The 26,371-nt window shown below is 40.4% G+C and carries 23 protein-coding genes; 5 read left to right on the forward strand and 18 right to left on the reverse strand.

The window, feature by feature from the left end; genetic code table 11:
* A partial coding sequence (locus IMPJCBKJ_RS13945; RefSeq protein WP_206004252.1) for a transposase domain-containing protein occupies window positions 1-470 on the reverse strand: 470 nt, incomplete at its 3' end.
* 159 nt (window positions 471-629) lie between these two features.
* Window positions 630-1,361, reverse strand: coding sequence for an FCD domain-containing protein (locus tag IMPJCBKJ_RS13950; protein WP_166340729.1), 732 nt, complete (start codon window positions 1,359-1,361; stop codon window positions 630-632).
* A gap of 255 nt (window positions 1,362-1,616) precedes the next feature.
* Between IMPJCBKJ_RS13950 and IMPJCBKJ_RS13955 the strand changes: the two genes are divergently transcribed.
* Window positions 1,617-2,261: an HAD family phosphatase gene (locus IMPJCBKJ_RS13955; RefSeq protein ID WP_166340730.1), complete on the forward strand. Its 645-nt coding sequence runs from the start codon at window positions 1,617-1,619 to the stop codon at window positions 2,259-2,261.
* A gap of 41 nt (window positions 2,262-2,302) precedes the next feature.
* Here the strand turns inward: IMPJCBKJ_RS13955 and IMPJCBKJ_RS13960 are convergent, their stop codons facing one another.
* The 7 genes from IMPJCBKJ_RS13960 to IMPJCBKJ_RS13990 form a co-directional block, all read right to left on the reverse strand.
* The gene (locus IMPJCBKJ_RS13960; protein ID WP_166340731.1) at window positions 2,303-4,381 is read right to left on the reverse strand and encodes a TonB-dependent siderophore receptor; all 2,079 of its coding nucleotides are present in this window, start codon (window positions 4,379-4,381) and stop codon (window positions 2,303-2,305) included.
* Between the two features lie 436 nt (window positions 4,382-4,817).
* Complete coding sequence (locus IMPJCBKJ_RS13965; RefSeq protein ID WP_166340732.1) at window positions 4,818-6,428, reverse strand: PepSY-associated TM helix domain-containing protein; 1,611 nt, start codon at window positions 6,426-6,428, stop codon at window positions 4,818-4,820.
* On the reverse strand, window positions 6,425-6,712 hold the full coding sequence (locus IMPJCBKJ_RS13970; RefSeq protein ID WP_166340733.1) for a hypothetical protein: 288 nt from the start codon (window positions 6,710-6,712) through the stop codon (window positions 6,425-6,427). The genes IMPJCBKJ_RS13965 and IMPJCBKJ_RS13970 overlap by 4 nt, the downstream gene beginning before the upstream one ends.
* A 42-nt stretch (window positions 6,713-6,754) precedes the next feature.
* On the reverse strand, window positions 6,755-9,094 hold the full coding sequence (locus IMPJCBKJ_RS13975) for a TonB-dependent receptor (RefSeq protein WP_166340734.1): 2,340 nt from the start codon (window positions 9,092-9,094) through the stop codon (window positions 6,755-6,757).
* 161 nt (window positions 9,095-9,255) lie between these two features.
* Complete coding sequence (locus IMPJCBKJ_RS13980; RefSeq protein WP_166340735.1) at window positions 9,256-10,119, reverse strand: DMT family transporter; 864 nt, start codon at window positions 10,117-10,119, stop codon at window positions 9,256-9,258.
* 150 nt (window positions 10,120-10,269) lie between these two features.
* Window positions 10,270-11,838: a PepSY-associated TM helix domain-containing protein gene (locus IMPJCBKJ_RS13985; RefSeq protein ID WP_166340736.1), complete on the reverse strand. Its 1,569-nt coding sequence runs from the start codon at window positions 11,836-11,838 to the stop codon at window positions 10,270-10,272.
* Window positions 11,835-12,125 (reverse strand): hypothetical protein, encoded by a 291-nt coding sequence (locus tag IMPJCBKJ_RS13990; protein ID WP_054553967.1) that lies wholly within the window; start codon window positions 12,123-12,125, stop codon window positions 11,835-11,837. Before IMPJCBKJ_RS13990 ends, IMPJCBKJ_RS13985 begins: the two co-directional genes overlap by 4 nt.
* A gap of 443 nt (window positions 12,126-12,568) precedes the next feature.
* Between IMPJCBKJ_RS13990 and IMPJCBKJ_RS13995 the strand changes: the two genes are divergently transcribed.
* A complete protein-coding gene (locus IMPJCBKJ_RS13995; RefSeq protein ID WP_166341028.1) occupies window positions 12,569-14,584 on the forward strand; it encodes a TonB-dependent receptor in 2,016 nt (671 codons plus the stop codon).
* A gap of 36 nt (window positions 14,585-14,620) precedes the next feature.
* Here the strand turns inward: IMPJCBKJ_RS13995 and IMPJCBKJ_RS14000 are convergent, their stop codons facing one another.
* The 7 genes from IMPJCBKJ_RS14000 to IMPJCBKJ_RS14030 form a co-directional block, all read right to left on the reverse strand.
* Window positions 14,621-16,297, reverse strand: a complete 1,677-nt coding sequence (locus IMPJCBKJ_RS14000; RefSeq protein WP_166340737.1) for a methyl-accepting chemotaxis protein — start codon at window positions 16,295-16,297, stop codon at window positions 14,621-14,623.
* A gap of 151 nt (window positions 16,298-16,448) precedes the next feature.
* On the reverse strand, window positions 16,449-17,435 hold the full coding sequence (locus IMPJCBKJ_RS14005) for a Gfo/Idh/MocA family oxidoreductase (protein ID WP_054553965.1): 987 nt from the start codon (window positions 17,433-17,435) through the stop codon (window positions 16,449-16,451).
* Between the two features lie 2 nt (window positions 17,436-17,437).
* Window positions 17,438-18,238 (reverse strand): class I SAM-dependent methyltransferase, encoded by an 801-nt coding sequence (locus tag IMPJCBKJ_RS14010; RefSeq protein ID WP_166340738.1) that lies wholly within the window; start codon window positions 18,236-18,238, stop codon window positions 17,438-17,440.
* A gap of 4 nt (window positions 18,239-18,242) precedes the next feature.
* A complete protein-coding gene (locus IMPJCBKJ_RS14015) occupies window positions 18,243-18,614 on the reverse strand; it encodes a hypothetical protein (protein WP_166340739.1) in 372 nt (123 codons plus the stop codon).
* Window positions 18,615-18,668: 54 nt separating this feature from the next.
* Entirely contained in the window at window positions 18,669-19,088 is a 420-nt protein-coding gene (locus IMPJCBKJ_RS14020; RefSeq protein ID WP_138618328.1) for a DUF3429 domain-containing protein, read from the reverse strand.
* Window positions 19,089-19,166: 78 nt separating this feature from the next.
* Window positions 19,167-20,705, reverse strand: coding sequence for a long-chain fatty acid--CoA ligase (locus IMPJCBKJ_RS14025; RefSeq protein ID WP_166340740.1), 1,539 nt, complete (start codon window positions 20,703-20,705; stop codon window positions 19,167-19,169).
* 92 nt (window positions 20,706-20,797) lie between these two features.
* A complete protein-coding gene (locus IMPJCBKJ_RS14030) occupies window positions 20,798-21,817 on the reverse strand; it encodes an AraC family transcriptional regulator (protein ID WP_166340741.1) in 1,020 nt (339 codons plus the stop codon).
* Between the two features lie 141 nt (window positions 21,818-21,958).
* On the opposite strand from IMPJCBKJ_RS14030, the gene IMPJCBKJ_RS14035 reads away from it, so the two are divergent.
* From IMPJCBKJ_RS14035 to ahpF, 3 genes are all read left to right on the forward strand, one after another.
* Window positions 21,959-22,462 carry a 2,4'-dihydroxyacetophenone dioxygenase family protein gene (locus IMPJCBKJ_RS14035; RefSeq protein ID WP_054553959.1) on the forward strand — a complete coding sequence of 168 codons (504 nt, stop codon included), beginning with the start codon at window positions 21,959-21,961 and terminating at the stop codon, window positions 22,460-22,462.
* A 207-nt stretch (window positions 22,463-22,669) separates the two neighbouring features.
* Entirely contained in the window at window positions 22,670-23,239 is a 570-nt protein-coding gene (gene ahpC / locus IMPJCBKJ_RS14040) for an alkyl hydroperoxide reductase subunit C (RefSeq protein ID WP_054553958.1), read from the forward strand.
* A 155-nt stretch (window positions 23,240-23,394) separates the two neighbouring features.
* The gene (gene ahpF, locus IMPJCBKJ_RS14045) at window positions 23,395-24,975 is read left to right on the forward strand and encodes an alkyl hydroperoxide reductase subunit F (protein WP_166340742.1); all 1,581 of its coding nucleotides are present in this window, start codon (window positions 23,395-23,397) and stop codon (window positions 24,973-24,975) included.
* An 88-nt stretch (window positions 24,976-25,063) separates the two neighbouring features.
* Here ahpF and IMPJCBKJ_RS14050 read toward each other — a convergent pair whose 3' ends face one another.
* A complete protein-coding gene (locus IMPJCBKJ_RS14050) occupies window positions 25,064-25,534 on the reverse strand; it encodes a DM13 domain-containing protein (RefSeq protein WP_138599406.1) in 471 nt (156 codons plus the stop codon).
* A 2-nt stretch (window positions 25,535-25,536) separates the two neighbouring features.
* Complete coding sequence (locus IMPJCBKJ_RS14055; protein ID WP_138618339.1) at window positions 25,537-26,343, reverse strand: transporter substrate-binding domain-containing protein; 807 nt, start codon at window positions 26,341-26,343, stop codon at window positions 25,537-25,539.
* Between the last annotated feature and the right edge of the window lie 28 nt (window positions 26,344-26,371).

Here is a 26,371-nt window from a genome sequence, read left to right on the forward strand (position 1 = left end):
GATTCGCGTTTGTCATTGTGCAACTTACCAAATGCATCATTGTTAGCTGGCGTGTCTTCTGCACGCCACACCACGCCATCAACGCCAAGTAAGGTTAATCCACACCAGTTTGGATGTGGTGTGTCTTGATGCCAACGGGATTGAGTCATATTAAAGATATGACGAATAGATTCCGAGCCTAAACGCTGTCTTGCTTGAACAATCGCACTAGGAGCTACAAAAGGTTTCTTACTTGGTAATACAATATCAAGACGATTAATGACCTGAGTCATAGGCATATCTCGAAACAATGCGCTGCCAATCACACTCCAGACCATTAGCTCAAGAGGTAGCCTGCGCTTCCTGAGTGTTGCGACCCCAGACTCTGCAAGTGCTTGTTGTATTAAAGACTCATCCAGTATTTCCGACAAGCTGTGAATATTAGAATCGATAAATGATGAAATATTGGCGAAGCTATGATTAAGGGGCATAAAAAAATCCGATGACCTGTGATCATCGGATTTTGATCCTATTATGCCAAATGTCAATTGCTTAACTGATCGGCATTGAGCTGAGTAGCTTGCTTTTTTTATATTTAATTAGGGGTGCTTGAAACTTCTAAAGAATCCGCCTTAAAGTTCTGCTTATCTTTATTGAGTTAAATGTGAGATCGAATACAAACCACGAGTCTCATTCGTTTTTCTTCTGATCTCTTCAAGTGCTTTCTTTTCACTTGCCGCAAATAGTGAGTTAATTAAACGATTAAAGTGGTTGTGCATTGCTTTACGAGCCGCAGATGAATCCTTATTCGCAATTGCCTCGTAAATACTTGTGTGCTCTTGAAGGCGTTGCTCATCACTTTGCGAACAAACATCTTCATAGGCAGCGATTATTTGCGGCTCAGAACGCCTTAATTTCCATAAGTTCTGAATAGACATCACAATGGCATTATTTCGAGTCGATTTAGCAATAATTTCATGAAAACGCTGATCAGCTTCAATTTCCATATCGGGCACTTTCATATCTTCTAAACTTTGCTTTAGCGCAGCAAGTTCTGGTTCTTGAATTGTCGCAGCTGCTAATGCTGCTGCTTCAGCTTCAACCAAAGCACGAGCTTGGGTTAGCTCAAATGCACTGATTGGTTGATCTACAGTCTCTACTTTGCAGTTATCGGTAACAAATACACCAGAGCCAGTTTTAACTTCTACACGGCCACGAACTTCTAACGCGATAATTGCTTCACGTATTGTTGGTCGGCTTACTTGATGAGTGTCGGCTAATTCGCGTTCTGCAGGTAAGCGACTCCCTACAGGGTAGATCCCACGATCTATCTGAGACTCTAATTTATCAACAACGGTCCAAAAACGTCTCCGTCTTTTCATTATATCTCTCCCGATCTTCAAATTAGTCATAACTATAAAAACGATTTTGAGTCTTAGATAACTAATGCGAAGAACGCTTATTAATTGGTAAGTTTTCTGGTAAAACAATAATTATAATTGGTAAATTACATACCTAAGCTAATCTTGTCAATTTGCTTTTATAAATAACTGAAAGTGCTGATAGGTAGTGGACTTTTCAATACACAAACTGATTCTAAATTTTAGTAATTGGCAATAATAAAACCGGAGCAATCAATGCAAAACTATGAAGGGTATCTTTTTGATATGGATGGCACATTGGTTAATTCTGAGCCGCTTAAAGCAAAAGCTTTAGCAATGACATGCTTAGAATTTAACGTAAAAATCAAAGCTGAAATATATAAAGAAGTAATGGGGCAAAGTTGGCAAGCTGTACTTGAATATATTTTTAGCCACGCAAAAATTAGCAAAGTACCAGAAAGCTTCAACCCGTGCTTTGAAAAAAACTACAAAACGTTATTGAGAGCAGAGCTAAAATTAAATAATGGAGCTAAAAAGCTCTTAAACGATGTTAAGAAAAATGAAAAAAAATGTGCCTTAGTAACCTCAGCGTCGCAGTGGATGGTCGATACTGTTTTATCATTAATAAATTTAGAGGATGTTTTTGATGTGATAATTACTAATGAACAAGTGACAAATTTAAAGCCTCACCCAGAAGCGTATCAACTCGCATTAAAAAAATTAGCTATAACCAGTAAACAAGCCATTATTTTTGAAGATTCTAGGTCTGGAGTAATTGCAGCACAAGCAAGTGGCTGTGAAGTAATAGGCTTTCTGCACAACTATAATCAAAAGCATAATCTTGTGGAGTTAGTCCCGTGTATTGATAGCTTTAACAACTATAGTTTGACTGACAGATAGATAAGTGTCGCCTACGAAGACGACACTGTTCTAAATAAGGTTTAAAACTTATAAGTCAGGGTGAGGCTACCGTTTGTTGGTGCGCCATAATAACCTACAGTTTGCAAGCTATTGATGTACTGCTCATCAGTAATATTATTAACGTTAGCTTGTATTGCTACTTGGTCATTAATATTCCAACGCGCGAAGGCGTTTAGCAGCGCGTAACTACCTTGCTTAACATTGTAATCAGTACTTTCGATTTTAGATTGCCAACGGCCATTTAAACCAACCACCACTGCATCTGTTAGTGCATAATCCACTGTTACACCGACAACATCGCGAGGTGCCCATTTATTCGTGTCATCACCATTTTCATCTGTAACATCAATATGCGTATAAGATGCGACGATATTCATAGCGTCGGTGATTTTACCTGTGACTTCAAATTCATAGCCTTCTGACTCAATAGACACGCCTTCATAGTAATAAATACCATCTTCAGTGAGGCCCGCATATTGCGCAAAGTTATCTTGCTCAGCAGTAAAATAGGCAAATGTTGTCATTAGAGCATCATCAAACCAAGAAGCCTTAACACCGGTTTCAAAGTTAGTGCCTTTGGTAGGTGCTAAGTATTGGCCGTTGTAATCAGCTTGCTCTTGCGGCTGATAAATGTCTGAGTAACTAGCATATAAGTTTAAATCATCGTTTAACTTATAGGTAAAGCCGATATATGGGCTTGTTTCGCTTTCGTCATTATCGATAGATGCACCGGCATTCATGCCTGAGCGTTCAAATTCAATAGCGTTAAAACCAACCACGGTAAATAATTTATCAGTAACATTTAACTGAGCAGAGCCAAAGTAACGGGTTAGCTTTTGTTCAATATCTGAATAAAGAACCGGTGTTAACCAATCCGGTTCTGGAATCGCATCTAAATCGTACGGAAACGCAGGCGTTGGTCCATAAGCCGGTGTATTGTCAAAATCAAACGGGTGTTGATACATCACATCATCACTTTTTGCATGGCTTACACCAAAGCTTGCTTGGTGCTCTTTACCAAACAATTCAAAGGCACCAAATGCTTTGATTTCAAATAAATCAGCATCTACTTCGCTGTCGTAACGACCCGGCCAACCACTTAGGCCAAGGTTTGTGTCTTTATCAATGCTGCCGCTGGCATAAAACAGTTTGTCTTGCTCTTCAAAGCCACGGAAGTTGTAGCTCGCTTGGAGTTGCCACGCGTTTGCAAAAACATAGTTGTATTCAACAAATGCAGAGGTGTTAATGGTGTCCCACATTGTCCATTCTTGGGTGGTTGTGTCGCTGACATCCCATTTAGCTTGTGTGCCATCTGTGTAGTTATAAACAAGGCCGCCCCAAGTATTGCCATCGGTGTCTGCATCTTGATATGAATAACCAATAGTAACCGTTGAGTTATCTGTAAGCTGACCATCTACTACCGCAGAGAAAAACTCGCGGTTGTTCTCAAGTCCATCGAGATATGACTCTTTATCTTCTGCGGCAGCCACAAAGCGTGCAGCCCAACTACCTGATTCGGTTAATAATAGTGAATAGTCAGCTTGTAAACGTTTAAAATCCCAAGAGCCAACAGAGACACCGATTTCGCCGCCGTTTTCGTTTTTAGGGCGTTTGCGCACATAGTTAAGCGTACCCGAAGCATTACCTACACCAGTAAGTAAGCCATTAGCACCACGAATAACTTCAATTTTTTCATAGCCGTACGCTTCCATTGCGCCAGTGACAATACCCCAGTCATTCGGTAAGCCAACCCCATCGATTTGTGTATTCTTAATTTCAAAACCACGTGATGTATAGTTAGTACGGTTAGTTTCCCATTCTTCAACATTGATACCAGGTGCTAAGCGTAAAGCATCATTGACGTTAAAAGCAGAGTAATTTTTTAATTGCTCAGCAGAGATCACACTAATTGATTGCGGCGTTTCATCAATTTCGAGTGCTAAACCTGTCGCGCCTTCACTAATACGGTTCTGACGTATGCCAACAATTTCGATTTTTTCGACATTGGCTTCTGTTTCAGTTATTTGCTCTGCATAGCTGATTTGAGGGTAAAGTGTATAAGCGATGGCTGCGGCTACAGGCAACTGAGTGAACTTCATTATGATCTCCAAGGGGTTATGATTTTTATTATTTTAATTGGTATTCAATACGGCATTTTGCTTACGATACGAATTAAAATAATAGTTTTATTTGTAATACAATAACTTTGCAAAATGTATCACAAGTGATAACTATTATCATTATTTATTTGCGGTATTTTTGCGTTTTTTAGGAAGGTGGGTGAGGGCTGCTATTACGCAGCCTTCACTAAAACTTACTGTGCCTTTCCAAGGCATAGTGCAGTTAATAGGCCTGTCAGGAGGAAGCTTGCAATGGCGATGAAAACACCTGCAACTACACCATAAATGAGTGTTAGTAATATTGTTGCAATAATTAGTAAACACGGTGATAAGAGGTTATAGGTTCTTATTGTGCTTCTAAGCAGTAAATTACTACCTAAAAGTAATATTATTGCGGCAATAAGGAGAAGTAAGTTCATACTGTTAACTCCTGTTCTAACTTTTTCGTTTTAGAGATATCTTGAATATTCACTTTACAAAAAGCGCCATATAACACGGTAACGCCGATTACAAAAAAGCTCATATCAACGACACTCACTAACAGGTTAGCTGCGCTAAAAGCGTGACTAGATGAAAGTATTAGATTAAGAGGTAAGATGGCCGAACATGCTACACCAATGACAATAAGCGTTATTTGTAAAAAGCGCTGATAGTTCAACGGTAATAGAGCCAATAAAGACCATATTAACCAGCTATAAAAGAATAATGGAGCAAATACCTTGTTATGCAAGGTACTATCGACCAGGTTATTTAATAGTATTTGAGCAGGGAATAAAATAGCACACGCTAATACAAGGCCACCGCAAGTACCAATAATAACTCTGTTCCAGCGCTGATACGCTTGTTTACTGAGTGTGGGGTTATTGCCCCGACTGCGTTTGGCAAGCCACATCATCATACCTGAGAGCGGTAACAACGCAGTGCTCAGCCCTAGCAATACCCAAACTAATTTAACAAACAAGCCTGCAAAATTACCAAAATGAAGCGGAAACAATAACTCTAGTACTTTGATTGATGCCCCTGGTATATCGCCAAAACTGCTCATTGATTTTACAAATTCACCAGAGCCATGGTATTTCAACAATTGTGAAGCCACTTGCTCACCACCAATTAGTCGCATGTAGACTTCTGCATTTGCATCATTATGCGCCATTATAGTGAGATCAATTATCTTTGCTTTTGGGTAGCGTACTTGTGCATCTAGCAAAATAGCATTTATATCTGTGGCTTGAAATTGTTCGCTGATAATGGGTTCTGGAATGGCGGTGAACTTTTCAATCAATTTCTCTTGATCGCCGCCAAAGCTAACAAATGCCGCTGCGGGTAGCAAAATAACGGTAGCAAGCCCTAAAAAAGCACCTGTAAAACCAATGACTGCATGGAATAAGCTGCCCCAAATCCCCATAATTTTATGGCCATCGTTAATAATGACATCAAGCGGTTTTTTGCGCCTAAATGTGAATAGCTCTTTAAAGAATTGTCGATGTATAAATAAACCCGTCACTGTAGAAACAAGCAACGTTAACCCTAAGAATCCGGTTAAAATTAAGCCTATAGGTCTACCTAAATGTAGGTCTGCATGAAAATGCCCGATAAATGATGGGGCATCTGTTTTTCTGTGTTCGTAAAAGTAACTCGTTGCCCCATAGTATTCATTCACTAATTGATAATTACGCGGATCAAACTGATAAGCATAAGCAGCCGCTTCGCTGTAGTTTTCATCTCCATGGTGTGATTCAAACAATACGGTTAGTAAATGTGTATTGTGCCCCGTTGGTAAATACACATGAATATTTTCGCCAAACTCTTTCGGTACAGTTTTATGGTATGTATTTATTATATCAGTGATTTTTTCGCTTGGAAGTGTACTGAGTTGATGTAGCTCTGGATTCGCCCAAATCTTTAGTTCTGGGCGGCTTAACACTGCTAACGCACCAGTGAAGCAAACAATAAACAGCAAGATGGCAGTCACTATACCGACCCAGCTATGCATTAAGAAAAGTTTTTTCAAGCTGATTGATTTCATGACTGCCCCCCAGTCAATGCTAAGTAGCTCAGACCACCATGACTTATCAAAATAAATAACATCAATGCAAAAGGGTGCCACGCTTTTTCAGCCATATAGGCATAGATAAACAAGGCTGTCCAAATTAAAGGAAACAACATTATTGGAATAAGTATTTGTTCTTCAATCGCAAATGGAAGGTATGTTGTCATTCCTGGGATCATTACAATCGCAGTCAGCAAGGCAAGTAAACAAGCCATAAAATGGCGCCGCTTAGTTGCAGAGAAGGTTTGGTTTTTAGTCATTTTTATGCCCCTCAAAAAGGCGGCCTTAGCCGCCGCATTTTATTAAAAGCTTACTTCGAAACGAATACTCGCGGTTCTTGGTGAGCTTAATGTTTGATTGTTAAAACCAGCTGGTTCAAGTGCAACGTATTGTTCATCAAGTAGATTCTCGATTAGTGCATAAACGCCATAATTATCCCATTGATAACCAACTCGCGTATTTACTAACCAGTAGGCTTCATTTCGTGGATCAATAAAAATGCTGTCACTTGTTTCTTTGGGAATAGACAAACGTTGTGAGCTTCCTGTATAGCTTGCATTGATATTTGCAACGAAACCTTGTTCGTTAAAGTAATCTAAGCCAACAAGTGCAGTCCACTCTGGTGCCCCAGCGAAAGGACGGCCTTGGTAATCTTCGTCTGAGCCATTGACGTCAGTAACAAACTCATCAATTTTGGTTTTTGAATAACCTAACCCACAATAAAAGTTAAGGTTATTTGTAAGTTCATAACTAATTTCTGTTTCAAAGCCTTGAACGTGTGATTTACCGACATTGCGAGTTTCTCTATCGTATTGATTACCTGATAGATAAACCGCAATTTGTTGGTCGGTCCAATCAAGGTAGAAAATATTGGCGTTGACTACTAACTTTTCATCTAACCAGACTGAGCGAAATGCAAGTTCATAATTCCATGTATACTCAGGATCAAAAGTAAATGGTGTCGCTTTTGCTACATTGGTGCCGACACCGCCTGAGCGATAGCCTTTTTGTACTGTGAAGCTTGTAGAAATATCTTGATTGAAGCGGTATGTTGCCCCTAACTTTGGTAGCCATGAGTCAAAGTCAGCATCCTCTACAGGCTCATCCCCTGATGCGCCATCTGCCATTGCAAAAAGCTGCTGGTTAATACCGGCTACCAATTGGGCAAGCATAGGGTTGGTTGCGAAGTCTTCTGGGTTTGGCAGTACAGCTTGAGTTTGCTCTGTGATATAAATGTCTGCAATTGTACCGTTGGCTTGCTCTTCTTTGTCGTAACGAAGTCCGGCAAATATATCCCAGTTGTCGTTAACTTCATAAGTAAAATCAGCAAACAATGCTTTAGTTTTTACTTTTTGAATGTAATCAGAGTTTTGGCCAATAAAAACAGGATCTGCTGCGGCATAAAATTGCAGTACTTGATCAGCTAATGCTGCAGGTAAACCTAGACCACCGAATTCAGCCGGTGCAGTTAATAATGAACGCACACCTAAATCTGCAAATGTAATGCCTCGCTCACCACCACTACTATCAAAAACATCAAGATCTGAATAATAGAAGCCAATCAAACCAGAAAGTTTATCGCCATCATAAGTAAATCGTAGCTCTTGTGTTTTTGTTTCGTCTTTTCTTACATCTGTTAGAGTCGATTTTGGTGGATTCATACTCGCATCACCATCCCACTCATAACCATAGGCAGCGTCAGAGTAAGTAGTGATAGATGCAAATGACCATTGATCATTAAGATCGTAATCAAGGTTTAAAATGTATAAGTCAGTATCTGTCCATTCATAAGTCGGCGAATCTAAGTATACGTACCTGTCTTTGTAGATATCATTAATAGGGTAGTCTTGATGACCACTTTCAACCATAACCCAGTCGATACCTTTGTCATTTTCGCTGTGCATAAAACTAAATTGTGCTTCAAATTCAGGTAATGCAGAGGGGGTATAACGCAGCTTCGCACGATAAAATTCGTTGTTATCAAAGTCAGATTCTTTGCCTGTTGCAACATTAGTATTGTAGCCATCAAAGTCACGTTTTTCACCGCTAACACGAAATGCTAACTCGTCTTCAATTAAGCTGCCACCAAAAGCAACAGCGGCCTCTTGTGTACCATACTCGCCAACCCCTAAGCGACCTTTAAAATCAAATTCATGCATAGCATCACGAGTTTTCATTACCACTGCGCCTGCTAAAGAATTACGCCCTTGCAAAGTTGATTGCGGACCTCGTAATATCTCAACTTGGCTAATATCCCATGTTGAGAAGCCGCCTTGTTGCATCATTCGATAAGGGACAGGGGCACCATCAATATAGACACTTGCTAGCCCACCAGAGCCGCCGCCAGTGACATTAAATGCATCGATTCCACGAATATTAAACCCAGCACCATCGGTGCCTGATGTATTAGGTGTTCGCGCTAATACATCGTAAAAATCATTTAAGTTTTCACGCTCTACTGTTTGACCCGTTATCACGGCAACACTTGCTGGTGTTTCTTGTAAGGTTCGGTCTATTTTTTGCCCTTTTACAACAATTTTTTCAATGTCAGCGTCATCAGCTAAAGCTGTTTGCGCACATAATGATAGGGTTAAAAAGCTCGCTATGGCTGCAGCTATCTTTGTTTTTCTTACGATAAGCATTCTAGTTCCGTTATTTGCATAGTAATGATAATGGTTTGCATTATACAAATAAGTTTCATTATTAACAATTTTAAATGGCTTGTAAGTTAAATTTAAACTTGTGGATTAAATAAAATGAAAAAGGCGCATTATGCGCCTTTAAATAAAGATAGGTGGAGAGTTTATTTGTCGTTTTGTTGGGTTGACATCGAACTGCCAACCGAAGCGGTAATCACTAATAAAATGGCCAGCCATTGCCATACACTTAAAAATTCAGAGAGAATTATAAAACCAGCCAATGCTGCGATCGCAGGCTCTAAACTCATCATGATGCTAAAGCCTTGTGCGGGCATATTGCGAAGTGCCACCATTTCTAACGTATAGGGTAGTGCACTAGACATAATAGCCACTAAAATACCAAGTGGTAATACTTCCCAACTCAATAATGCAGCGCCTTGCGAAACGGCGCCGTAAGGTACAAGCACAATCGCGGCGACGCTCATCCCCATGGCTACAGTCATCCCGCCAGAGCCTTGGTTTCCAGTTTTTTTGCCAAACAATATATAAAACGCCCAACATGCACCTGCTGCAAGGGCTAAGATCACGCCCACAGGATCGAGGCTGTCTTCGCCTTTCATGTCAGGTAGCAATAAAATAATGCCAACAATGGCGCAGGCTACCCAAAACAGATCGCGCTTTTTACGAGATGAAAGTAGGGCAACAGCAAGGGGGCCAGTAAACTCCAGAGCAACACCAATGCCTAAAGGAATGCGCTCAATCGCGTAATAGAACAGGATATTCATGCCACCTAAACTCAGTCCATAAACGATGATCGGCATGCGTTGCCCTATCGGCGGAAAAGCTCGCCAAGGCTTAAAAACCAGGCACAAAATAGCAGCTGAAAAACCTAATCGAAGTGCTGTGGTACCTTCAGGGCCTATTAAAGGGAATAATTGCTTTGCAACAGAGGCACCAGATTGAATGGTAACCATTGCAAGAAGCACGCAAATAACAGCAATAAAAAACGGTGGAATGGTGCGCTGCATCACTGTCCTTATGAAAGTTAATAGTTCAAGTTTGCGGCGATTCTACTGATGTTTTGAGGGAGAAGAAATGTTTTTCGTTAAACGGACACAGATTTTCGATAAAGCAAAATTATGGGTATCAAATTGCTTTGATACCCATAAAGAGAGTGCTTAACTTTGTCCTGCTTGTTCAAAGGTCGGCATGATGGTTTGCGTGGCCTGTTTTTGCTGCTGGCATTTTGCCACTTTAAAGAAAGTAGCCGCAAAAATAGCAGCGACAATATCAACTAAATAGCTTGAGTAAAATAGTGAATTGGTGTCGCTGGCAAGTTTTACTAGCGTAGATAACACCATTAATGCACACAGACTTGCGAGTAAATAAAACCCAACCGTGGTTGCCTTTTGCACAGGTTTTAAGAAGCTATATATTACAAAAACAAAAAAGGCTGCATAGTAACTGAATAGGGTAGCGTAGTTTGTGTTGCTAACAAATGCAGGTAGCCATTTGGCAGCGACGAGTGTAAAAGCAACGGCAATCATAGACCCTAAACAAACGCCAATGGTGAGTTTTGCCATAAACAAGGTACTGCGTTTATTAGGATCTTTTTTGAAGCGTTTGTCTATCCACAGTAGATTACCTGAATAGAATAAGAAGGCGCCAAGTAATCCCATAATGAAGTAACCCCAACGACCCCAGTCTCCTCCATAAGTGCCAAAATGGAGTGAGAAAATACTGGCAACCATGTTACCCCACACTGCATCTTCGCCTTGCGGGTAGCTTGAGTTAACCACTTCTAGTGTGTACGGGTTCATAAATAAATAATCAGTATCTGGGCCGCGTACTACCGCATTATTGTTACTCATCATAAACACCGCAGAAGGTGATGCTGAATTTAAATTACTATAGCGAATATGGATTGGCTCATAGCCGGGGGCATAGTTTTTCGCTGCGAGTACTTGCTCATCAATGCGTGGCAAGTTTTCAATATGAAAACTTTGCGCCGCAGGCGTAGGGCGCTGAAATAGCGGCTTACCATCATAAAATTGTGCTAAACCACCATAAATAAAATCATGAAATGCAAATACCACCACGGTAAAAGCAATGACTAAATGAAATGGTAGACTGGCTATACCGACAAGGTTATGGCTATCAAGCCAAAATCGACTAGGCCCTTTTTCTTTTCGCAGTGCAAAAAAAGTTTTAACTAATGTCGGCAGTAAAATAATCACTCCTGAGACCAAAGCTAAAAAATACAAAATACAGGCAATACCAAGAATATACACCCCTGATTGATCATGACCAATTTCGCCTATAAAGCCTGCTGTACGGTGTAAATAATCAACTAAATCAGCAAGTTCATTTTCGGTTTGTACGCTGACGTTTAAACTGCCATCAGCATTTAGGTGGGCGAAGTTCAGTTGTTTATCAAGCTCCATGCCTCGGGCATTGCCTTTGATATACCACGAAAGAGGTGCATCTTGGGTATGTAAATCAAGGTTAAAGCCTTTAGCAAGTTGTTCGCCTTGCTCATTAATTGCCGTATCTACCAGCGTTTGGTAGTCATAATTAGAGCTGGTGACTTTAGGAGCTTGAATGGGGGCAGCCCATTGCTGGATTTCGTGTTTGAACATGGTCAAGCTGCCAGCATAAAAACCTATGAATAGCACTAAACCTGCAATGATGCCTGTCCATGTGTGTACTCCTTGATAGGTGCGAAGAATATCCGATCTGACTTTCATAATGCGTTCCTTAGCATAAAAAATACGCCATAAAGCAGCACAGTTAACCCACCAAGTACAAGCCAAGCTTGTTTTGCTGAGTTGAACAAATAACTAAAACTAAAAATGGTTAGCCAAACCGGCGTGATCATCCACATGTTAAATTGCACTTTATCGCGAGCATCAATGCCTCCAGGGCCATACCAAGCAAAAAAAGCAACGAAAATAAATGAAAGTGCTAACCCTAAAATTGCACCTGCTAGCGTTTTCCCTAACCAAGTTGGTTGGCGTTTAGCTGAACTTGTCATGAGTTATCCTTTTCTTCGCAGCAGGCTCGCAAAAGGGAGCAGCATCAAAATTAGCATCACACTAAAGATGATGTAGAACACGGCCGCTGTGACTGAGAATTGTTGAAGGGCAAGTATTGATGCGCAAATAGTTAACGCAATTGAAAGTAATCGCCATTGTTTTTTAATTGGTTTTTTTAAGAATCGCTGCTGTTTTCTGGTGCAATATAAAATACTGACAGCGAAAAAGATAAGCAAAGTAACAGTAAAAATGAGCATGAGATTATAGTTGTAGTAAACATTAAATCTTATTGTAAATGATAACTAAACTCAATTGCAATAACATTGAGCTTGTGTTAATTTCCTAGCGTTTTTTATCAAACGCAATTTGTTTAATTCTAATAATCTCTTACGGGGAAAGGACATTGGCTACAGCATTTAAACTTAATTCACTCACCAAAGTTATGCTTGCATCATTACTTGTTACGCAAGGCTCAGCGTGGGCCGACGACGATCAAAACAGTCGAAAATCAATGGATACCATTGTTGTTACAGGTGAAAAAACTGAGAAGTCACTTAAAGAGACGATGTCGTCAGTGGCAGTTGTTGATAAGTCGCTATTAGAAAACGGCCAACTTGCATCGATATCTGAAGCGTTGTCAGAAATGGCGAACGTTGTTGTGTTAACGGGCTCGGTGCCAGATATGCGAGGTGTGTCTGGTAATGGTGGCGCAACGGGCTTTAACTCATTTAGTGGTGGTTCAAAGGCTCGTGTCTCAACCTTGATTGATGGTGTAAGCCAGCCGTTTGTAGCTGATTTAACTGGTGATACGGGTCTGTGGGATGTAGAACAAATTGAGGTTTACCGAGGGCCGCAATCAACCAGCAATGGTCGTAATAGTATTGCGGGTGCTGTCTACATGACAACTAAAGCGCCAACTCAAGATTTTGAAGGCGCTGTGCGCGTCGGTTATCGCAACCAAGATAGCTACCTAGACACTGCCGCAGTAGTATCAGGAGCGTTAGTTGAAGATGTATTAGCATTTCGTTTATCAACTCAGTACGTTGATGGCGAAACATTTTCAAATCCGCCGGTATACGAAACAAACCCAACTGATCGTGAGTTAAACAAGTTAAATACCAGTAGCACACGCGCTAAATTACTTTACACACCAAGCCAAGATTTATCAGTACAGCTAACATATTCAACTTATAGTGAAGAGGGTAACTCGGGTCGTAAGTACTTTTTAGCGGATGAGCTATTTGATTATGAGCCACTATATCAACGTATTATGGATACTGAATCTGACACCATGCAAGTGAATGTTGATTACAAAATTAACGATGATTTTTCGCTAGATGTTTTAGTTGCTTATATGGATTACAAATGGGGCTTTGAAGCATATGAGCCACTTGAAAGCGCAGAATCTGATGTATCAATGGATGAGAGTAACATCACTGTCGATACCAAATTGAACTTTGGTTTAAGCAATGATTTTTACTCTGGTTTTGTGGGTCTTGCCTATTTTGATCGCGACCAAGACTTTGAAAGTGTAGGTGCAACCAACTATTACGGTGACGATAGTAGTAAATCGACGGCAATATATGGTGAAACAAGCTTTAACTTAAGTCGCGATTTCACATTAACAGCGGGTCTGCGCATTGAGCGTGAAGAACAATTACGTAATTTTAATATGGCATTTCGTGGTGATATGCTGGTTGAACAACTTGATAACTCTCACACACTGCGTTTACCAAAGCTCGCGATTCAATATGACATTAGCGACGAAACGACTTTATTTGCTAGTGCTCGTCGTGGTTACAATGCAGGGGGCGGTGCCCTTGATTTTACCGCAGAAGATTATTACTACTACGATGAAGAAACGGTTAATACCTATGAAATTGGCTCACGCAGCGTTTTAAATAATGGCGATATTAATATTAGTGCCAACGTGTTTTACAACAACTTCAACGGTTATCAAGCGCTAAGCTCTGAGCGTAAAATCACTAATATTGAAGATGCCCATAGCTATGGTTTAGAAGTTGAAGCTTACAGCATGCTGGGCGAACAGTGGCAATTACATGGAGGTTTTGGTTTATTGAAAACTAAAATAGATGAATCAATTGCGTTCCCAGAAGCCGTTGGCAATGAACTAAATTCTGCGCCGGAGTTAACCGCGAGTTTGGGTGTATCTCACTGGTTTACTGATAGTTTAAAAGTCAATTTAAGTGCTAATTATGTTGATGAGTTTTATGGCGATTTAACGAACACTGAAGAGCGCGTTGCAGGTGATTACACCATTACGCGTTTATCGATGAGCTACGATACCGAACAGTGGCTGATCAGTGCTTTCATCAACAACGCCTTAGATGAAGAGGCGTATACTGCAAAAGAGCCTGCTAGTGGCCGTTACCCACAAGGCTATGTTGCAGTTGTAAACCCACAAACAATCGGTGCATCTGTTACTTACCGATTTTAAATAAACTAATCGCTAGTCGCTGAGCAGAACCAGCGACTAGCCCAATTTAAAGCGGTTAATCTGCCCGTTTAAGTTATTTGCTAAGTTAGCCAATTTGCTTGAAGAATCTGAAATACTTTGTGTTTGTTGCTGCGACTGACGACTTGTATCTTGGACTTCGTTTAAACGCTGGGCTATTTCTTCGGTCACTTGAGATTGCTGCTCAGATGCAGAAGCTATGGTCATATTGGCATCAGAAATCGCTTTTGCTTGAAGGCTAATTTCATCAAGCATATGGCCTACTTTTTCTGAATTGAGCACCGCCTCTTTAATTTGCGCATCGCTTGAACGGATCCTTTGCGTTACTGCATTGGTTGCAGATTGTAATGAGTCAATTTTATCTTGGATCTCAAGGGTTGAGCTCTGTGTGCGGCTAGCCAATGTTCTTACTTCATCAGCAACCACTGCAAACCCTCTGCCTTGTTCACCCGCTCTTGCGGCTTCGATTGCAGCATTCAGTGCTAGTAAATTAGTTTGTTCGGCAATGTTACTTATTACACTTAAAATAGCAGTGACTTCATTTACTGAGGCTTCCAGCTGATTAAGATCTGTTAGCGATTTGGTTAAGGTGTCGGCCACTGACTCAACAGAGCTTACCCCTTGTTGGACAACCTGTAGGCCTTCTTTGGTTTTTTGATTAGCAGCGGTGGCACTGCTTGCCGCTTCTGCACAGTTTTGAGAAACCTCTTTTACGGCCGTTGAGTTTTCATAGACTGAGCTTGAAATTACCTCAATAGCTTGGCTTTGAATATCATTGAGTGTTTTAGCTTGCTGTGATATTTCATCTAAACTTTTCGCCGCCACTTGTGCTTGCTCTGATTGATTATGTATTTCTTTTAGAAGCTGGGAGAGCTTATCAACCATAATGTTGAAGCTGACCGCAAGTTGGCCTATTTCATCATCAGCTTCATGGTCAATATAGCGAGAGAGATCTCCTTCCGAGATACGCTTGGCCTCATTAATTAAAGCGAGAGTTGCTTTAATCACTTTTTTCTCTAATTGCCAATAACACACTATCAAGGTAGCAATGATGGTTAGAACTAAAGCGGTGCTAACTAGGCTTAAAGTTACCACACGGTCATGATTATTTTTTACCTCTGCTGCACTTTTTTCCTCAATTGAATTTAAAAAGGCCTTTACAGGCTGCTGAATTTTCTCAACTTCGGCCATGTAAGCATCGTTGGTTAAAAGCGTAATAGCTTGCACCCATCTTTTATGCTCGCTGACGGTTAAGTTGTTAGTATCTCGACCTAGTAAATCACTGACTAAGCTAAATGCTTTTTCTTCTGTTTCGACCAGTTTGAGTGATAAGTCGTTGGATTTTTGTAATAAAGCCAAATCATCGGTAGCGACATTAAAGGCTTTTAAGCGCTGCACATAGTTTTTTTTCTGACCATTGAGCCAAGCTGCTTTTCCTTGAATTTGGTCAACAAGATGATGGTATTCAACTTCATAGCGAGGATCTAAGGTTACGACATGTTGACGAGCAAGCTCAGTAAGGCGAATCGAATTTGAAGATGAAAACTGAGCAAGATGGCTTAGCTCATAACGCTGTTGAGCCGACTCCATACTCTCATCTTGGCCTGATTGTAAAAATAAAATAATGAAGAGAAGTCCGGCTGCAAGGGTAATGGTTGCTGCGAAAACGGTTCTGAGTAAAAAGCGTATAGTCAAAGTATTACCCTTCATATTGAAAGTAAGTACTATTAACCATAGTACAAAATTTTTGATTCAATAAAAATTACGGGTAAGTTATTTAGAGGTGGTCATTTAAGCTTATGTTGAAAATGAAAAGGGCAGAGTCAACCACCCTTGAGTAATGCATTTATTGGTCTGCTGGATACACAACGCCAAGCTGATTTCGTGCTTCATCAAGTACAGCCATAACTTGTTTTGACAGTGTATGAGTATTAACAGATGACTCAATTTGTCCTGCATTCGCAGCTTGAATAAAGTGGCTGACCTCATGGCGCATAAAGTGATCATCAAATGGCTCAGACAGTTCTTCAACCGTGCCATCGTTACCAATAAATTGCATGCGCTTTAATAATGACACCGCTTCAATACGTATTCGGCCTTTCTCACCTTGAATTTCAGTAAAATTATCGCCTTGCGAGATTTTCGAATAGCTGATCACCGCTTGCTTATCAGCGTAATTTAAAAGCACATCGCCAGCGCCATCAACACCAGTTTCAAGCAACACACCACTGGCTTTTACACTCTGAGGCGCGCCCCATAATGCGAGTAAAATATACAGCGGATAAATACCTAAATCGACTAATGCACCGTTAGCAAATTCTGGCAAGAAGGTATTTGGGCGTTCGCCGTTTTTATATTTATCGTAACGCGATGAGTACTGACTATATTGGCCAATATATTTGCGTGGCGTGCCTATCTTTGCCATGGCACTTTTTAAGCGTGCAAAGTTTGGTAAATGGGTAGTCATCATCGCTTCCATGTATAAGCGTTGATGCGTTTTGGCCGCCTGAACGATGGCCTCAAGCTCTTTGCTATTAGCAGCCGAAGGCTTTTCACCTAAAACATGTTTACCAGCTTTTAAACACATTACAGCATAGTCTTTATGTAAGCTATTTGGTGCAGCAATGTAGACGGCATCGACTAATGGGTCTTCGCATACTTGCTCAATATTGGTAAACACTTTAGCGTTTTGAGCATCGTGCTTTATAAGGAAAGCCTCGCCTGTTTGCTGCTCTCGAGAGCACACACCATATAAGGAGAAATGTTCAATTTCTTTAGCTGCACTCAGTAGTGTATCGCTTATAAAATTGGTACCTACAATCACAAAGTTCATGGTTACTCCTCGCTGTTTTGTACAAGCCATGCTTGCCAATTCTGTTCAAATTTTTCCATTTGTTTATGTTTTTTGCTTAACAAATGTTTGTCTTCATCTTCTTGGGCCATATAAGGGCCAACGCGGCATAATGCACAGTATTTTTCACCTAAATAAGCAGGAAAACTAAGCTTAGGGGTAATTTCATTGTTAGTTTTTTCGCTAAATACATAGGTAATGCCGCTAGTATCTTTAACGTGTTTATCGCGATCAACATTGCGAATTTTATAGCCCGGAAACACGCTAATATCGAATGGCATTTGGCCAAGGTATTGGCAATTAAGCCCTTGATTTAAGCTGCCCTCAATATTCCATTCGCGGTAAGGTTTTACATCTTTAGAGGTGATGTAACATAACATCGGGCCGTTTTTATCTAATGCAAACTGGCTAGCGTAGTCTAGGTAGCGATGCAACAAAGCACGGTTTAATACATTCATACCCCCTTGTTGGGTGTGTGCTTTAAATGCGGCTTCACCTTTAAATGCAGGTATCAGTGGAAATTGAAAAATAACCACATCGAAACAAGCGCCATCTAAGCGCTGCCATGAGTCTGGCCTTGTTACATCAAACTCAGTGAGTGTTTCAATATTAAGTTGTTGCAAGGCGCTAAGTGCATTGTCGGCATATTTTTGTTCTATGGTGTTTGCATCATCATAAGTTGTAGCAACAAGCTTGGCTGGTTTTATATAACGAGCAACAGAGTGTGAAAATGATAAATCACCATCGCCTACCGTTAATATGCGCCAACTAGGGTCTAAATACATGGGGTTATTTGCCTTGTTCTGGCGCTATTTCAACTGAAATTTTAGGGCAAAGGGCTAAGCGAGTTTTAAGGCCTTCTATGGCTATTTGCTTAAAAATTAGATTGAAACTAATTAAAACAGCAATAACGATATGAATAGGGCCATGGGTAAAGCCTGCATCTGTATCAAAAAGCATTAAGCCGAATAATAAAAACATGATTGCTAAAAATATTTCAATCAGCTGATTTGAGTATAGCTTTAAATTGCCTTGGTTTTTATGATCTTTTTTGATGTGAATTGCACAAAAAAATGGGATCACTTTTATTTTAAAGTGAGCGTTTTTTTCTACGTAATTTTCACCTAAGTGATCTAGTTTAGCGCGCAGTTGATCTATCATAGCAAGTCCTTAAAAAACTGAGCCGCGGATGTTACCGCAAACGCAAGAAAAGGGCTACTCAGGATAGATACTCATGCCAATTACAAATATGTGGCATACAAACACAACCGAGGTTAAAACGAATCGCATTTTTTGATAATCAACGTGATAGGTTTGCCACTGCGGTGTGCTTTTCTCAAACAACAGCACGAGCCAAAAGCTCGCAGCAAGCCAAGCCAGTATCCAGCTTGACGGTAAAAAGCTTAAAAAACCAATCGGTAAGATAGGAATAATTGCTTTGATGGCATCAGCATGCGTTTGCTGGCCTGCATGCCATAAATTACCAGCCATAAAGGCTAAAATGGCGATGCTATAAAAAGTGAAAAAGTCTAAGTTAACAGCATTACTACCTGCTATAAGCGGCCAGCCTACACAGCCTAAAAAAGGCAGTAAACCTAAGTAACCAAGTTGAATGTGATTAATAAACTTTTCCATAATGACCTTTAAACTACCTAACTGGTATAAAATAACTCGTAGTTATTTTATACCAGTTAGGCGGCTAAAACGATCGCTTTATTGCTGACGTAACTCTCGACGTAGAATTTTGCCAACCGTCGATTTAGGCAATTGTTCCATAAAAATGATTGATTTAGGCACCTTATAAGCACTTAAGTTTTCGCGGCAGTAGTCACTCACTTGTTGTTCATCAACCTGCTCTTTTAAAGTAATGTAGGCACACACACGCTCACCGGTTTTTTCATCTTTTGCACCAATAACAGCCGCTTCGCAGATAGCCGGATGCTGACAAAGTATGTTTTCAACTTCGTTAGGGTACACGTTAAAACCAGAGACAATAATCATGTCTTTTAATCGGTCTACAATTTTGTAATTACCACTTGGTAGCTTCAGACCCACATCACCGGTTTTGAAAAAACCACGTTTCATGCATTTATCGGTTTCATCTTGGCGTTGCCAGTAGCCCATCATTACTTGCGGGCCTTTAACAACTATCTCGCCAGACTCACCGTCTGCAACGGGCTCGTCGTTTTCATCCCAAATTTCCACGGTGGTGTTTGATAGTGGGCGGCCAATGCTGCCAATTTCTTCATTTTGAAAATCGTTTAATGTCACAACTGGCGAGGTTTCTGATAAGCCATAGCCTTCTGTGATTGTACATCCTGTGGTGCTCATCCACGCATCAGCTGCAGCATGTGTTAAAGCTGCGCCCCCTGACACGGTCATTTTTAGGTTTGAAAAATTAAGTGCTTTAAACCTTGGGTGCATACACAGACCAATAAACAAGGTGTTAATCCCTGAAAAGTAATTAATATCAAAAGGTTCGATTTGCTTAACTAAGGCATCTAAATCACGAGGGTTTGGAATAAGTACATTAAATTGCCCCATGGCAAATAAGCTAACCATGTTCACCGTAAAGGCGTATATATGATAAAGCGGAAGCGGGCAAATACCGGTTTCTTGACCAGGCGTTAAAATGTTCTCAAAGCGCTCATTCATTTGCTCGGCATTGGCTAAGATGTTGCCATGACTAAGCATCGCTGCTTTGGCAACTCCTGTGGTACCGCCGGTGTATTGTAAAACAGCAATATCGTCACGACTTGCTTGATGAGCGTCAAGAGGGGCAAGTCTTTCACCTTGGCGAATGAGTTCGTTTAACGAAAATTGACTCTCTTGTAATGCTGGCTCAGCTAAAGCGGCTGCAACAATAACGGTTTTAATGGATGTATCATTAATAATTGTTGCTAATTTTTCGCTAAGGGCATCAAGAATAACAATGGCTTTCACATCTGCATCATTAAACTGGTGTAGCATTTCACGGGCAGTATAAAGCGGGTTGGTATTGACTACGATTAATCCTGCACGAAATGCTGCATAAGTTACGATAGGGTAATCAACAATATTAGGTAGTTGAATAGCAATTCTGTCTCCTGCAACAAGACCACTTTGCTGTTGAAACCACTGGGCTAAATAGCGAGATTGTTGTTCTACTTGAGAAAAAGTGAATGTTCTTCCCACACTTGTGTAGGCAGAAAAGTCAGCATAAGTCTTACAACTATGCTCAATTAATTGCGTGAGGTTATCATGTGTGTTCATGGTTATTCCTTAGCTTGTTTGACTAATGAATATATACAATTTGTTAACATGAAACTTAGCTTTAAACGACTTGTTTTTGACTTTTTACGCCATTAATGGGAATGAAACTTGCGGTAATCTCTAGGTGGAATACCATACCAACGTTTAAAAGATCGAGTAAATTCGCTGTAATTAGAAAAGCTCAAGATATCTGATATGTTTGATAAAGTGAGGCTAGATTCAATTAAATATTGATGTGCCAAATGACAGCGTACGTCATCGACTAATTCACGAAACGTTGTGCCATGCTTTGTTAAGTGGCGCTGTAAGCTACGGGTACTCATCGATAACTTTTCGGCTACAAGGTTTACCCCAAACTCCTCGTGTAGTAAGTACTGCTTAATCATCACTTCAACATGATCTGAGATATTTTCACGTTTGGTGTTTTGAATCAGCCCAAGCTGTTGGCTGAGTATAGAAAACAACTGCTTATCTGAGTTCTTAATAGCGAGTTTAAGGTATTTTTTTTCAAACACGACTGCTGTGTGTGCACAATTAAACACAGGAACTTGACCTAATGCTTGGCGATAAACACTCGGATTTTCATTACAACTATGGGGAAGTTCCAAACGGTGCAGTTTTATTTGATCATCGGTTAGTTTCTTTAATAAATTAACCCCAACACTCAGGGCTAGATCAGCGCCATGATAGACACTCACTTTTAAGCTACTACGAACTAAAAATGATAGTTTTACATAGTTTTGGTCTACTTCAAGGAGTAAATCAGCGCTATTTTGATGAATGTGATAATACTTAGTTAAATTTTTAAGTGCCGATTCAAGGGTGTCGCAATTACCCACCAAATAACCAACAGAGCCCAAAATGTTCAAGCTTTGCCAACGCCCTAATTCTAACCCAAAATAGGGCAGGTTTAGTTCTTTCGCCGTGGTCTCTAACAGTTGAATGAGTTGCTGATACTGCACAAAGCTATTGGCATCTTGTAGTTGTTTTCTGTCTAAACCAACGTGTGATAAAAGTAAATTAGGGTTCACCAATTTGCTTTCGATCAGCTCAATATAGCCATGTAGAGCAGATACTCTAATTAGATCAGGTGCTTGTGTTAATCGGGGCATAGTATGCTCTTTTTTGTGCTCTGGCGTAAAAAGTAAAAAAAATTGCGTGCAAAGTAAAGTAATACAGGTCATTAAAGTTTAACAATGTATTAACGTCAACAATACGCTGATTTACTAACACGCATTAAAGAGGGCACACACATGGCATTACCAGATATTATTAATCATCAAGATTTTTTACTCACTATTCATACCAATGATGAAAAGCTAATTAAAAACGCTTTACCAGGCGTGCACATTTATCCACTCATGCTGGATTCTGAGAATGGGGTATGGGTTTTACGCGTTTTATTTGAACCGGGTACAGTTTTGCCAAAGCACTTTCACACTGGTGTTGTGCATTTATATACCATGGCGGGCAGCTGGCACTACACAGAATACCCAGACGATTTACAAGTAGCGGGTAGCTATTTGTTTGAACCAGGTGGTTCGATTCATCAATTTCAAGTCCCAGCAGACAACACTGAAGTGACCGATACCTTTATGATAGTAATGGGAGCTAATATTAACTTTGACCCAGATGGCAACTATATGAACATTATGGATGCAGGTTGGATTGAACAAGTGATGTTAGCAGCTGCAAAAGAGCAAGGAATTGAGCCTAACTACATAAAACCAAAGAGTTTATACGGTTTTAGTAAATAATTTTATTCCCTGAAGTGAAGGCCCTTGATTGCATAAGTGATTGAGGGCTTTGTAGTTTTTGCTATTTCCAACCTTTTAATCTAAAAAACAAATCAATTTAATCTAAACAATCAATTTTATTTTAATCGCTCAGGCCTCTATTGTATTAATCAAGCAGACGCAAGGCTGCGTTAATTAAACTTTTTAAATACATCAATGAGGAATATTATGAGCACTTCATTAATTAACACAAAACTACAACCATTCAATGCAACAGCTTACCACAACGGTGACTTTGTAGAACTAACAGAAAAAGACGTGCTAGGTAAGTGGTCAATCTTCTTCTTCTACCCAGCTGACTTTACTTTCGTATGTCCTACAGAGCTTGGTGATGTTGCTGATTACTACGAGCAGCTTCAAGAAATGGGTGTTGAGGTTTACTCAGTATCAACTGACACGCACTTCACTCACAAAGCATGGCACGATACGTCTGACACAATTGGTAAAATCAAATTCCCAATGATTGGTGACCCTACAGGTCGTATTACTCGTAACTTCGGTGTGATGATTGAAGACGAAGGTCTTGCTCTTCGCGGTACATTCGTAATGAACCCTGAAGGCGAAATCAAAGTAATCGAAACTCACGACTTAGGTATCGGCCGTAGCGCGAAAGAGTTAGTACGTAAAGTACAAGCTGCACAGTACATTGCTAACCACGACGGTGAAGTATGTCCTGCATCATGGCAGCCAGGTGAAGAGACACTTGCTCCTTCACTAGACCTAGTTGGCAAAATCTAATTTGTCACAGCACTAAACGATAGCAAAGCTTTGCTTTGCTATCTCAATGCAACCTTAATTGCCCATCACAACTCACATTAAGCACATTAGCGGGTGATGGGCAGTTATCCCTAAAATTTTTCTAGATTATTTATTCTGAACTCAAGGGCTAAGCCATGTTAGATACGAATATCAAAAACCAATTAACAAGCCACTTTGCTTCTATTACCAGCCCTGTTGAGCTGCTTATCGCCTTGGATGACAGCAATAAATCAACAGAACTTAAAAACTTAGCGAACGATTTAGCATCGTTAAGCGACAAATTCTCGGTGCGAGATAACCCTAACCAAGCCGTACGTCGTCCGTCTATGGTGGTATCTTCACCTATTAACAATACGCAAATCACATTTGCGGGTGTGCCTATGGGCCACGAATTCACAAGCTTGATCCTTGCATTACTCCACACAGGTGGTCATCCAAGCAAGGCATCAGAGACTGAAATTGAACAAATTAAATCATTACCTGGGCCGCTTAACTTTGAAGTGTATATTTCATTAAGTTGTCAAACATGTCCGCAAGTAGTGCAAGCACTTAACTTGATGGCGGCACACAATGAAAATATTACGGCGACTATGATTGATGGCGCCTTGTTCCAAGACGAAGTGAACGAGCGTAATGTGTTAGCAGTACCAGCTGTGTACTTAAATGGAGAGTTATTCAGCCAAGGCGCTGTTAACCTGACCGACATTCTAAATAAAGTAGATACCAAAGCGGCTGCACGCCAAGCCGAAGCACTGAACGATAAAGAGTTATTCGATGTACTTGTTGTTGGTGGTGGTCCGGCAGGGGCTTCTGCGGCAATTTATTCGGCGCGTAAAGGCTTAAATACCGGTGTTGTGGCAGAGCGTTTTGGTGGTCAGGTTTCAGACACGTTAGCAATTGAAAACTTTATCTCAGTAAAAGCGACCGAAGGTCCTAAATTAGTTGCTCAACTTGAAGAGCACGTAAAAGAATACGACGTAGATGTGATGCAAAACCAACGTGCGGCATCGCTTACTAAACAAGGTAATTACCAAATCACGCTAGAAAATGGCGCGGTGCTAAATGCTAAGTCAGTGGTATTAGCAACTGGTGCACGCTGGCGTGAAATGAATGTACCCGGTGAAAAAGAGTATCGCGGTCATGGCGTTGCTTACTGCCCTCACTGCGATGGCCCGTTATTTAAAGGTAAAGCGGTTGCGGTTATCGGTGGTGGTAACTCAGGTATTGAAGCGGCAATCGACCTTGCAAACATTGTAGAGCATGTCACTGTGCTCGAATTTGCTGATACCTTACGTGCTGACGAAGTACTTATTCGCAAAGCAAATAGCTTAAACAACATTACGATTATCAAAAACGCGCAAACAACAGAAGTTGTTGGTGATGGTAAACGAGTAACAGGCTTAAGCTATATTGACCGCATCTCTGGCGATGAAAAATCACTTGAGCTTGCAGGTATCTTTGTGCAAATCGGCTTGGTGCCAAACACTGAATGGTTAAAAGATTCAGAATTAGCACTGACTCGCTTTGGCGAAATCGAAATAGACAGCAAAGGTGCAACATCATTACCGGGTGTTTACGCGGCAGGTGATGCAACAACAACGCCGTTTAAGCAAATCATTATTGCCATGGGCAGTGGTGCAACGGCAAGTTTAGGTGCATTTGATTACTTAATTCGCCACAGCGATGAGATTCAAAACACCGAAGATGCAGCTTAATTAGCGACTCTTGATTAGGCAGCTCACACCCATAGCTGCCGCTTTAAAGCCGCCCTCTCCAAAGGCGGCTTTGTTTTTATTCATCCAGCTACTGATACTGTGCTGCAGTTATAAATTCCTCAAAACTTTCACACCAAATAATCACGGTATTGTAATCGCTGACATCAATACCTTGTGGCACAACTAATTTAAAGCCGTTGAACGAACGCACCCCTGCAACACGCTGCATGGTGCCTTTTTGTGCTAAAAAATCGGCTTCGTTATCAATAAAGTTTCGCGACAGATAAAGTTGATAGTCAGGCCCTGGTGATAACGTGCCTTGCATAGAAATAGCATCATTCGTTAGATACACCATACCATCACCATAATGAAGGCGATCTGAGCCTTTAAGATCAGGTTTAAACTCTGCACTAAACAGAGCTCTCGTTTGATGTTGTTCAAGAGTCTTGATTTCAGGGGCTGGTTGCTCAGTTAAAATTGGCAAACTGTATATCCCAGCCATAAAGCCCGCAGCAAAAATAGCCAATGCTATGATGAAAATTAACAGTGCTTTTAGCATTATTATTCCCTATTTTTTAAGTTTATGATGTGGCGTTGACTTAAAGAAAATTGCTTTTCAACATCACCAAAGTGTTGTAAATAAAGCTGCTCAAGTTCACCCGATTGCTGTATCTTTTGCATGCCTTGTTCTAGCAAATCCCTAATATTTTGATTTTCTTTACTTAAGTAAAAGTAATAGTCATTGGGGTATTGCAACATAATGTCTGGCGCAATGACAAAGTTTGTTTGTTGTAGTCGCTGAAGTTCTACACCTATTGCTAATGCTGAACGAGGAAAGTAATCTGCTAGACCACTTTCAAGTGCTTTGACCATTCCTGCGTAATCAAGCTCTCCATTTACAGATAAACCATTTGCTTTTAGCACATCATAATCTGACCAGCTTTGTTGTTGCACTGCAAGTAGCGGCCTTAATTGTTCCAAGTTTTTGATAGCTTTAAATTTTAGTTGCTCTTTTTTATGAATAATTAGTAGCCGCTTACCGTGTAAGCCCTTATAAATAGGAATAGTTGTTTTTACTAAGGTATTACTTAACTGAGAAGGTAAAGATAGCCAGGCGAGAGTTATGGCTTTGTTGTGGCTAAGTTGCTCTACTATTCGTTTATCATTCATTGGTTGCGAATCATATCGGATGATAATATCAGCATTTACCGCGGCAAAGCTTTTCGTAAGTATTTTATGAATGTACTGCTGTTTGACTGCATCAGTATAAATAGGTTTAGCAAGTTGGATTACAATTTGACTTTGCGCGATTGCGTAAGAACAATGCAAAGCTAAAAATAATAATAACAGGCGCCAAATTGTAGTCATTTATTAGGTTCTCTGTGTGCAAAGTAAT

This window comes from Pseudoalteromonas sp. MB47 (assembly GCF_011319765.1).
In the GTDB taxonomy this organism is placed as follows: domain Bacteria; phylum Pseudomonadota; class Gammaproteobacteria; order Enterobacterales; family Alteromonadaceae; genus Pseudoalteromonas; species Pseudoalteromonas simplex.

Excerpts from the sequence above, each read along its gene's own strand:
- IMPJCBKJ_RS13950 (WP_166340729.1), bottom strand. The coding sequence starts at position 1,361 with ATGAAAAGACGGAGACGTTTTTGGACCGTTGTTGATAAATTAGAGTCT.
- IMPJCBKJ_RS13955 (WP_166340730.1), top strand. The coding sequence starts at position 1,617 with ATGCAAAACTATGAAGGGTATCTTTTTGATATGGATGGCACATTGGTT.
- IMPJCBKJ_RS13960 (WP_166340731.1), bottom strand. The coding sequence starts at position 4,381 with ATGAAGTTCACTCAGTTGCCTGTAGCCGCAGCCATCGCTTATACACTT.
- IMPJCBKJ_RS13965 (WP_166340732.1), bottom strand. The coding sequence starts at position 6,428 with ATGAAATCAATCAGCTTGAAAAAACTTTTCTTAATGCATAGCTGGGTC.
- IMPJCBKJ_RS13970 (WP_166340733.1), bottom strand. The coding sequence starts at position 6,712 with ATGACTAAAAACCAAACCTTCTCTGCAACTAAGCGGCGCCATTTTATG.
- IMPJCBKJ_RS13975 (WP_166340734.1), bottom strand. The coding sequence starts at position 9,094 with ATGCTTATCGTAAGAAAAACAAAGATAGCTGCAGCCATAGCGAGCTTT.
- IMPJCBKJ_RS13980 (WP_166340735.1), bottom strand. The coding sequence starts at position 10,119 with ATGCAGCGCACCATTCCACCGTTTTTTATTGCTGTTATTTGCGTGCTT.
- IMPJCBKJ_RS13985 (WP_166340736.1), bottom strand. The coding sequence starts at position 11,838 with ATGAAAGTCAGATCGGATATTCTTCGCACCTATCAAGGAGTACACACA.
- IMPJCBKJ_RS13990 (WP_054553967.1), bottom strand. The coding sequence starts at position 12,125 with ATGACAAGTTCAGCTAAACGCCAACCAACTTGGTTAGGGAAAACGCTA.
- IMPJCBKJ_RS13995 (WP_166341028.1), top strand. The coding sequence starts at position 12,569 with ATGCTTGCATCATTACTTGTTACGCAAGGCTCAGCGTGGGCCGACGAC.
- IMPJCBKJ_RS14005 (WP_054553965.1), bottom strand. The coding sequence starts at position 17,435 with ATGAACTTTGTGATTGTAGGTACCAATTTTATAAGCGATACACTACTG.
- IMPJCBKJ_RS14010 (WP_166340738.1), bottom strand. The coding sequence starts at position 18,238 with ATGTATTTAGACCCTAGTTGGCGCATATTAACGGTAGGCGATGGTGAT.
- IMPJCBKJ_RS14015 (WP_166340739.1), bottom strand. The coding sequence starts at position 18,614 with ATGATAGATCAACTGCGCGCTAAACTAGATCACTTAGGTGAAAATTAC.
- IMPJCBKJ_RS14020 (WP_138618328.1), bottom strand. The coding sequence starts at position 19,088 with ATGGAAAAGTTTATTAATCACATTCAACTTGGTTACTTAGGTTTACTG.
- IMPJCBKJ_RS14025 (WP_166340740.1), bottom strand. The coding sequence starts at position 20,705 with ATGAACACACATGATAACCTCACGCAATTAATTGAGCATAGTTGTAAG.
- IMPJCBKJ_RS14030 (WP_166340741.1), bottom strand. The coding sequence starts at position 21,817 with ATGCCCCGATTAACACAAGCACCTGATCTAATTAGAGTATCTGCTCTA.
- IMPJCBKJ_RS14035 (WP_054553959.1), top strand. The coding sequence starts at position 21,959 with ATGGCATTACCAGATATTATTAATCATCAAGATTTTTTACTCACTATT.
- ahpC (WP_054553958.1), top strand. The coding sequence starts at position 22,670 with ATGAGCACTTCATTAATTAACACAAAACTACAACCATTCAATGCAACA.
- ahpF (WP_166340742.1), top strand. The coding sequence starts at position 23,395 with ATGTTAGATACGAATATCAAAAACCAATTAACAAGCCACTTTGCTTCT.
- IMPJCBKJ_RS14050 (WP_138599406.1), bottom strand. The coding sequence starts at position 25,534 with ATGCTAAAAGCACTGTTAATTTTCATCATAGCATTGGCTATTTTTGCT.
- IMPJCBKJ_RS14055 (WP_138618339.1), bottom strand. The coding sequence starts at position 26,343 with ATGACTACAATTTGGCGCCTGTTATTATTATTTTTAGCTTTGCATTGT.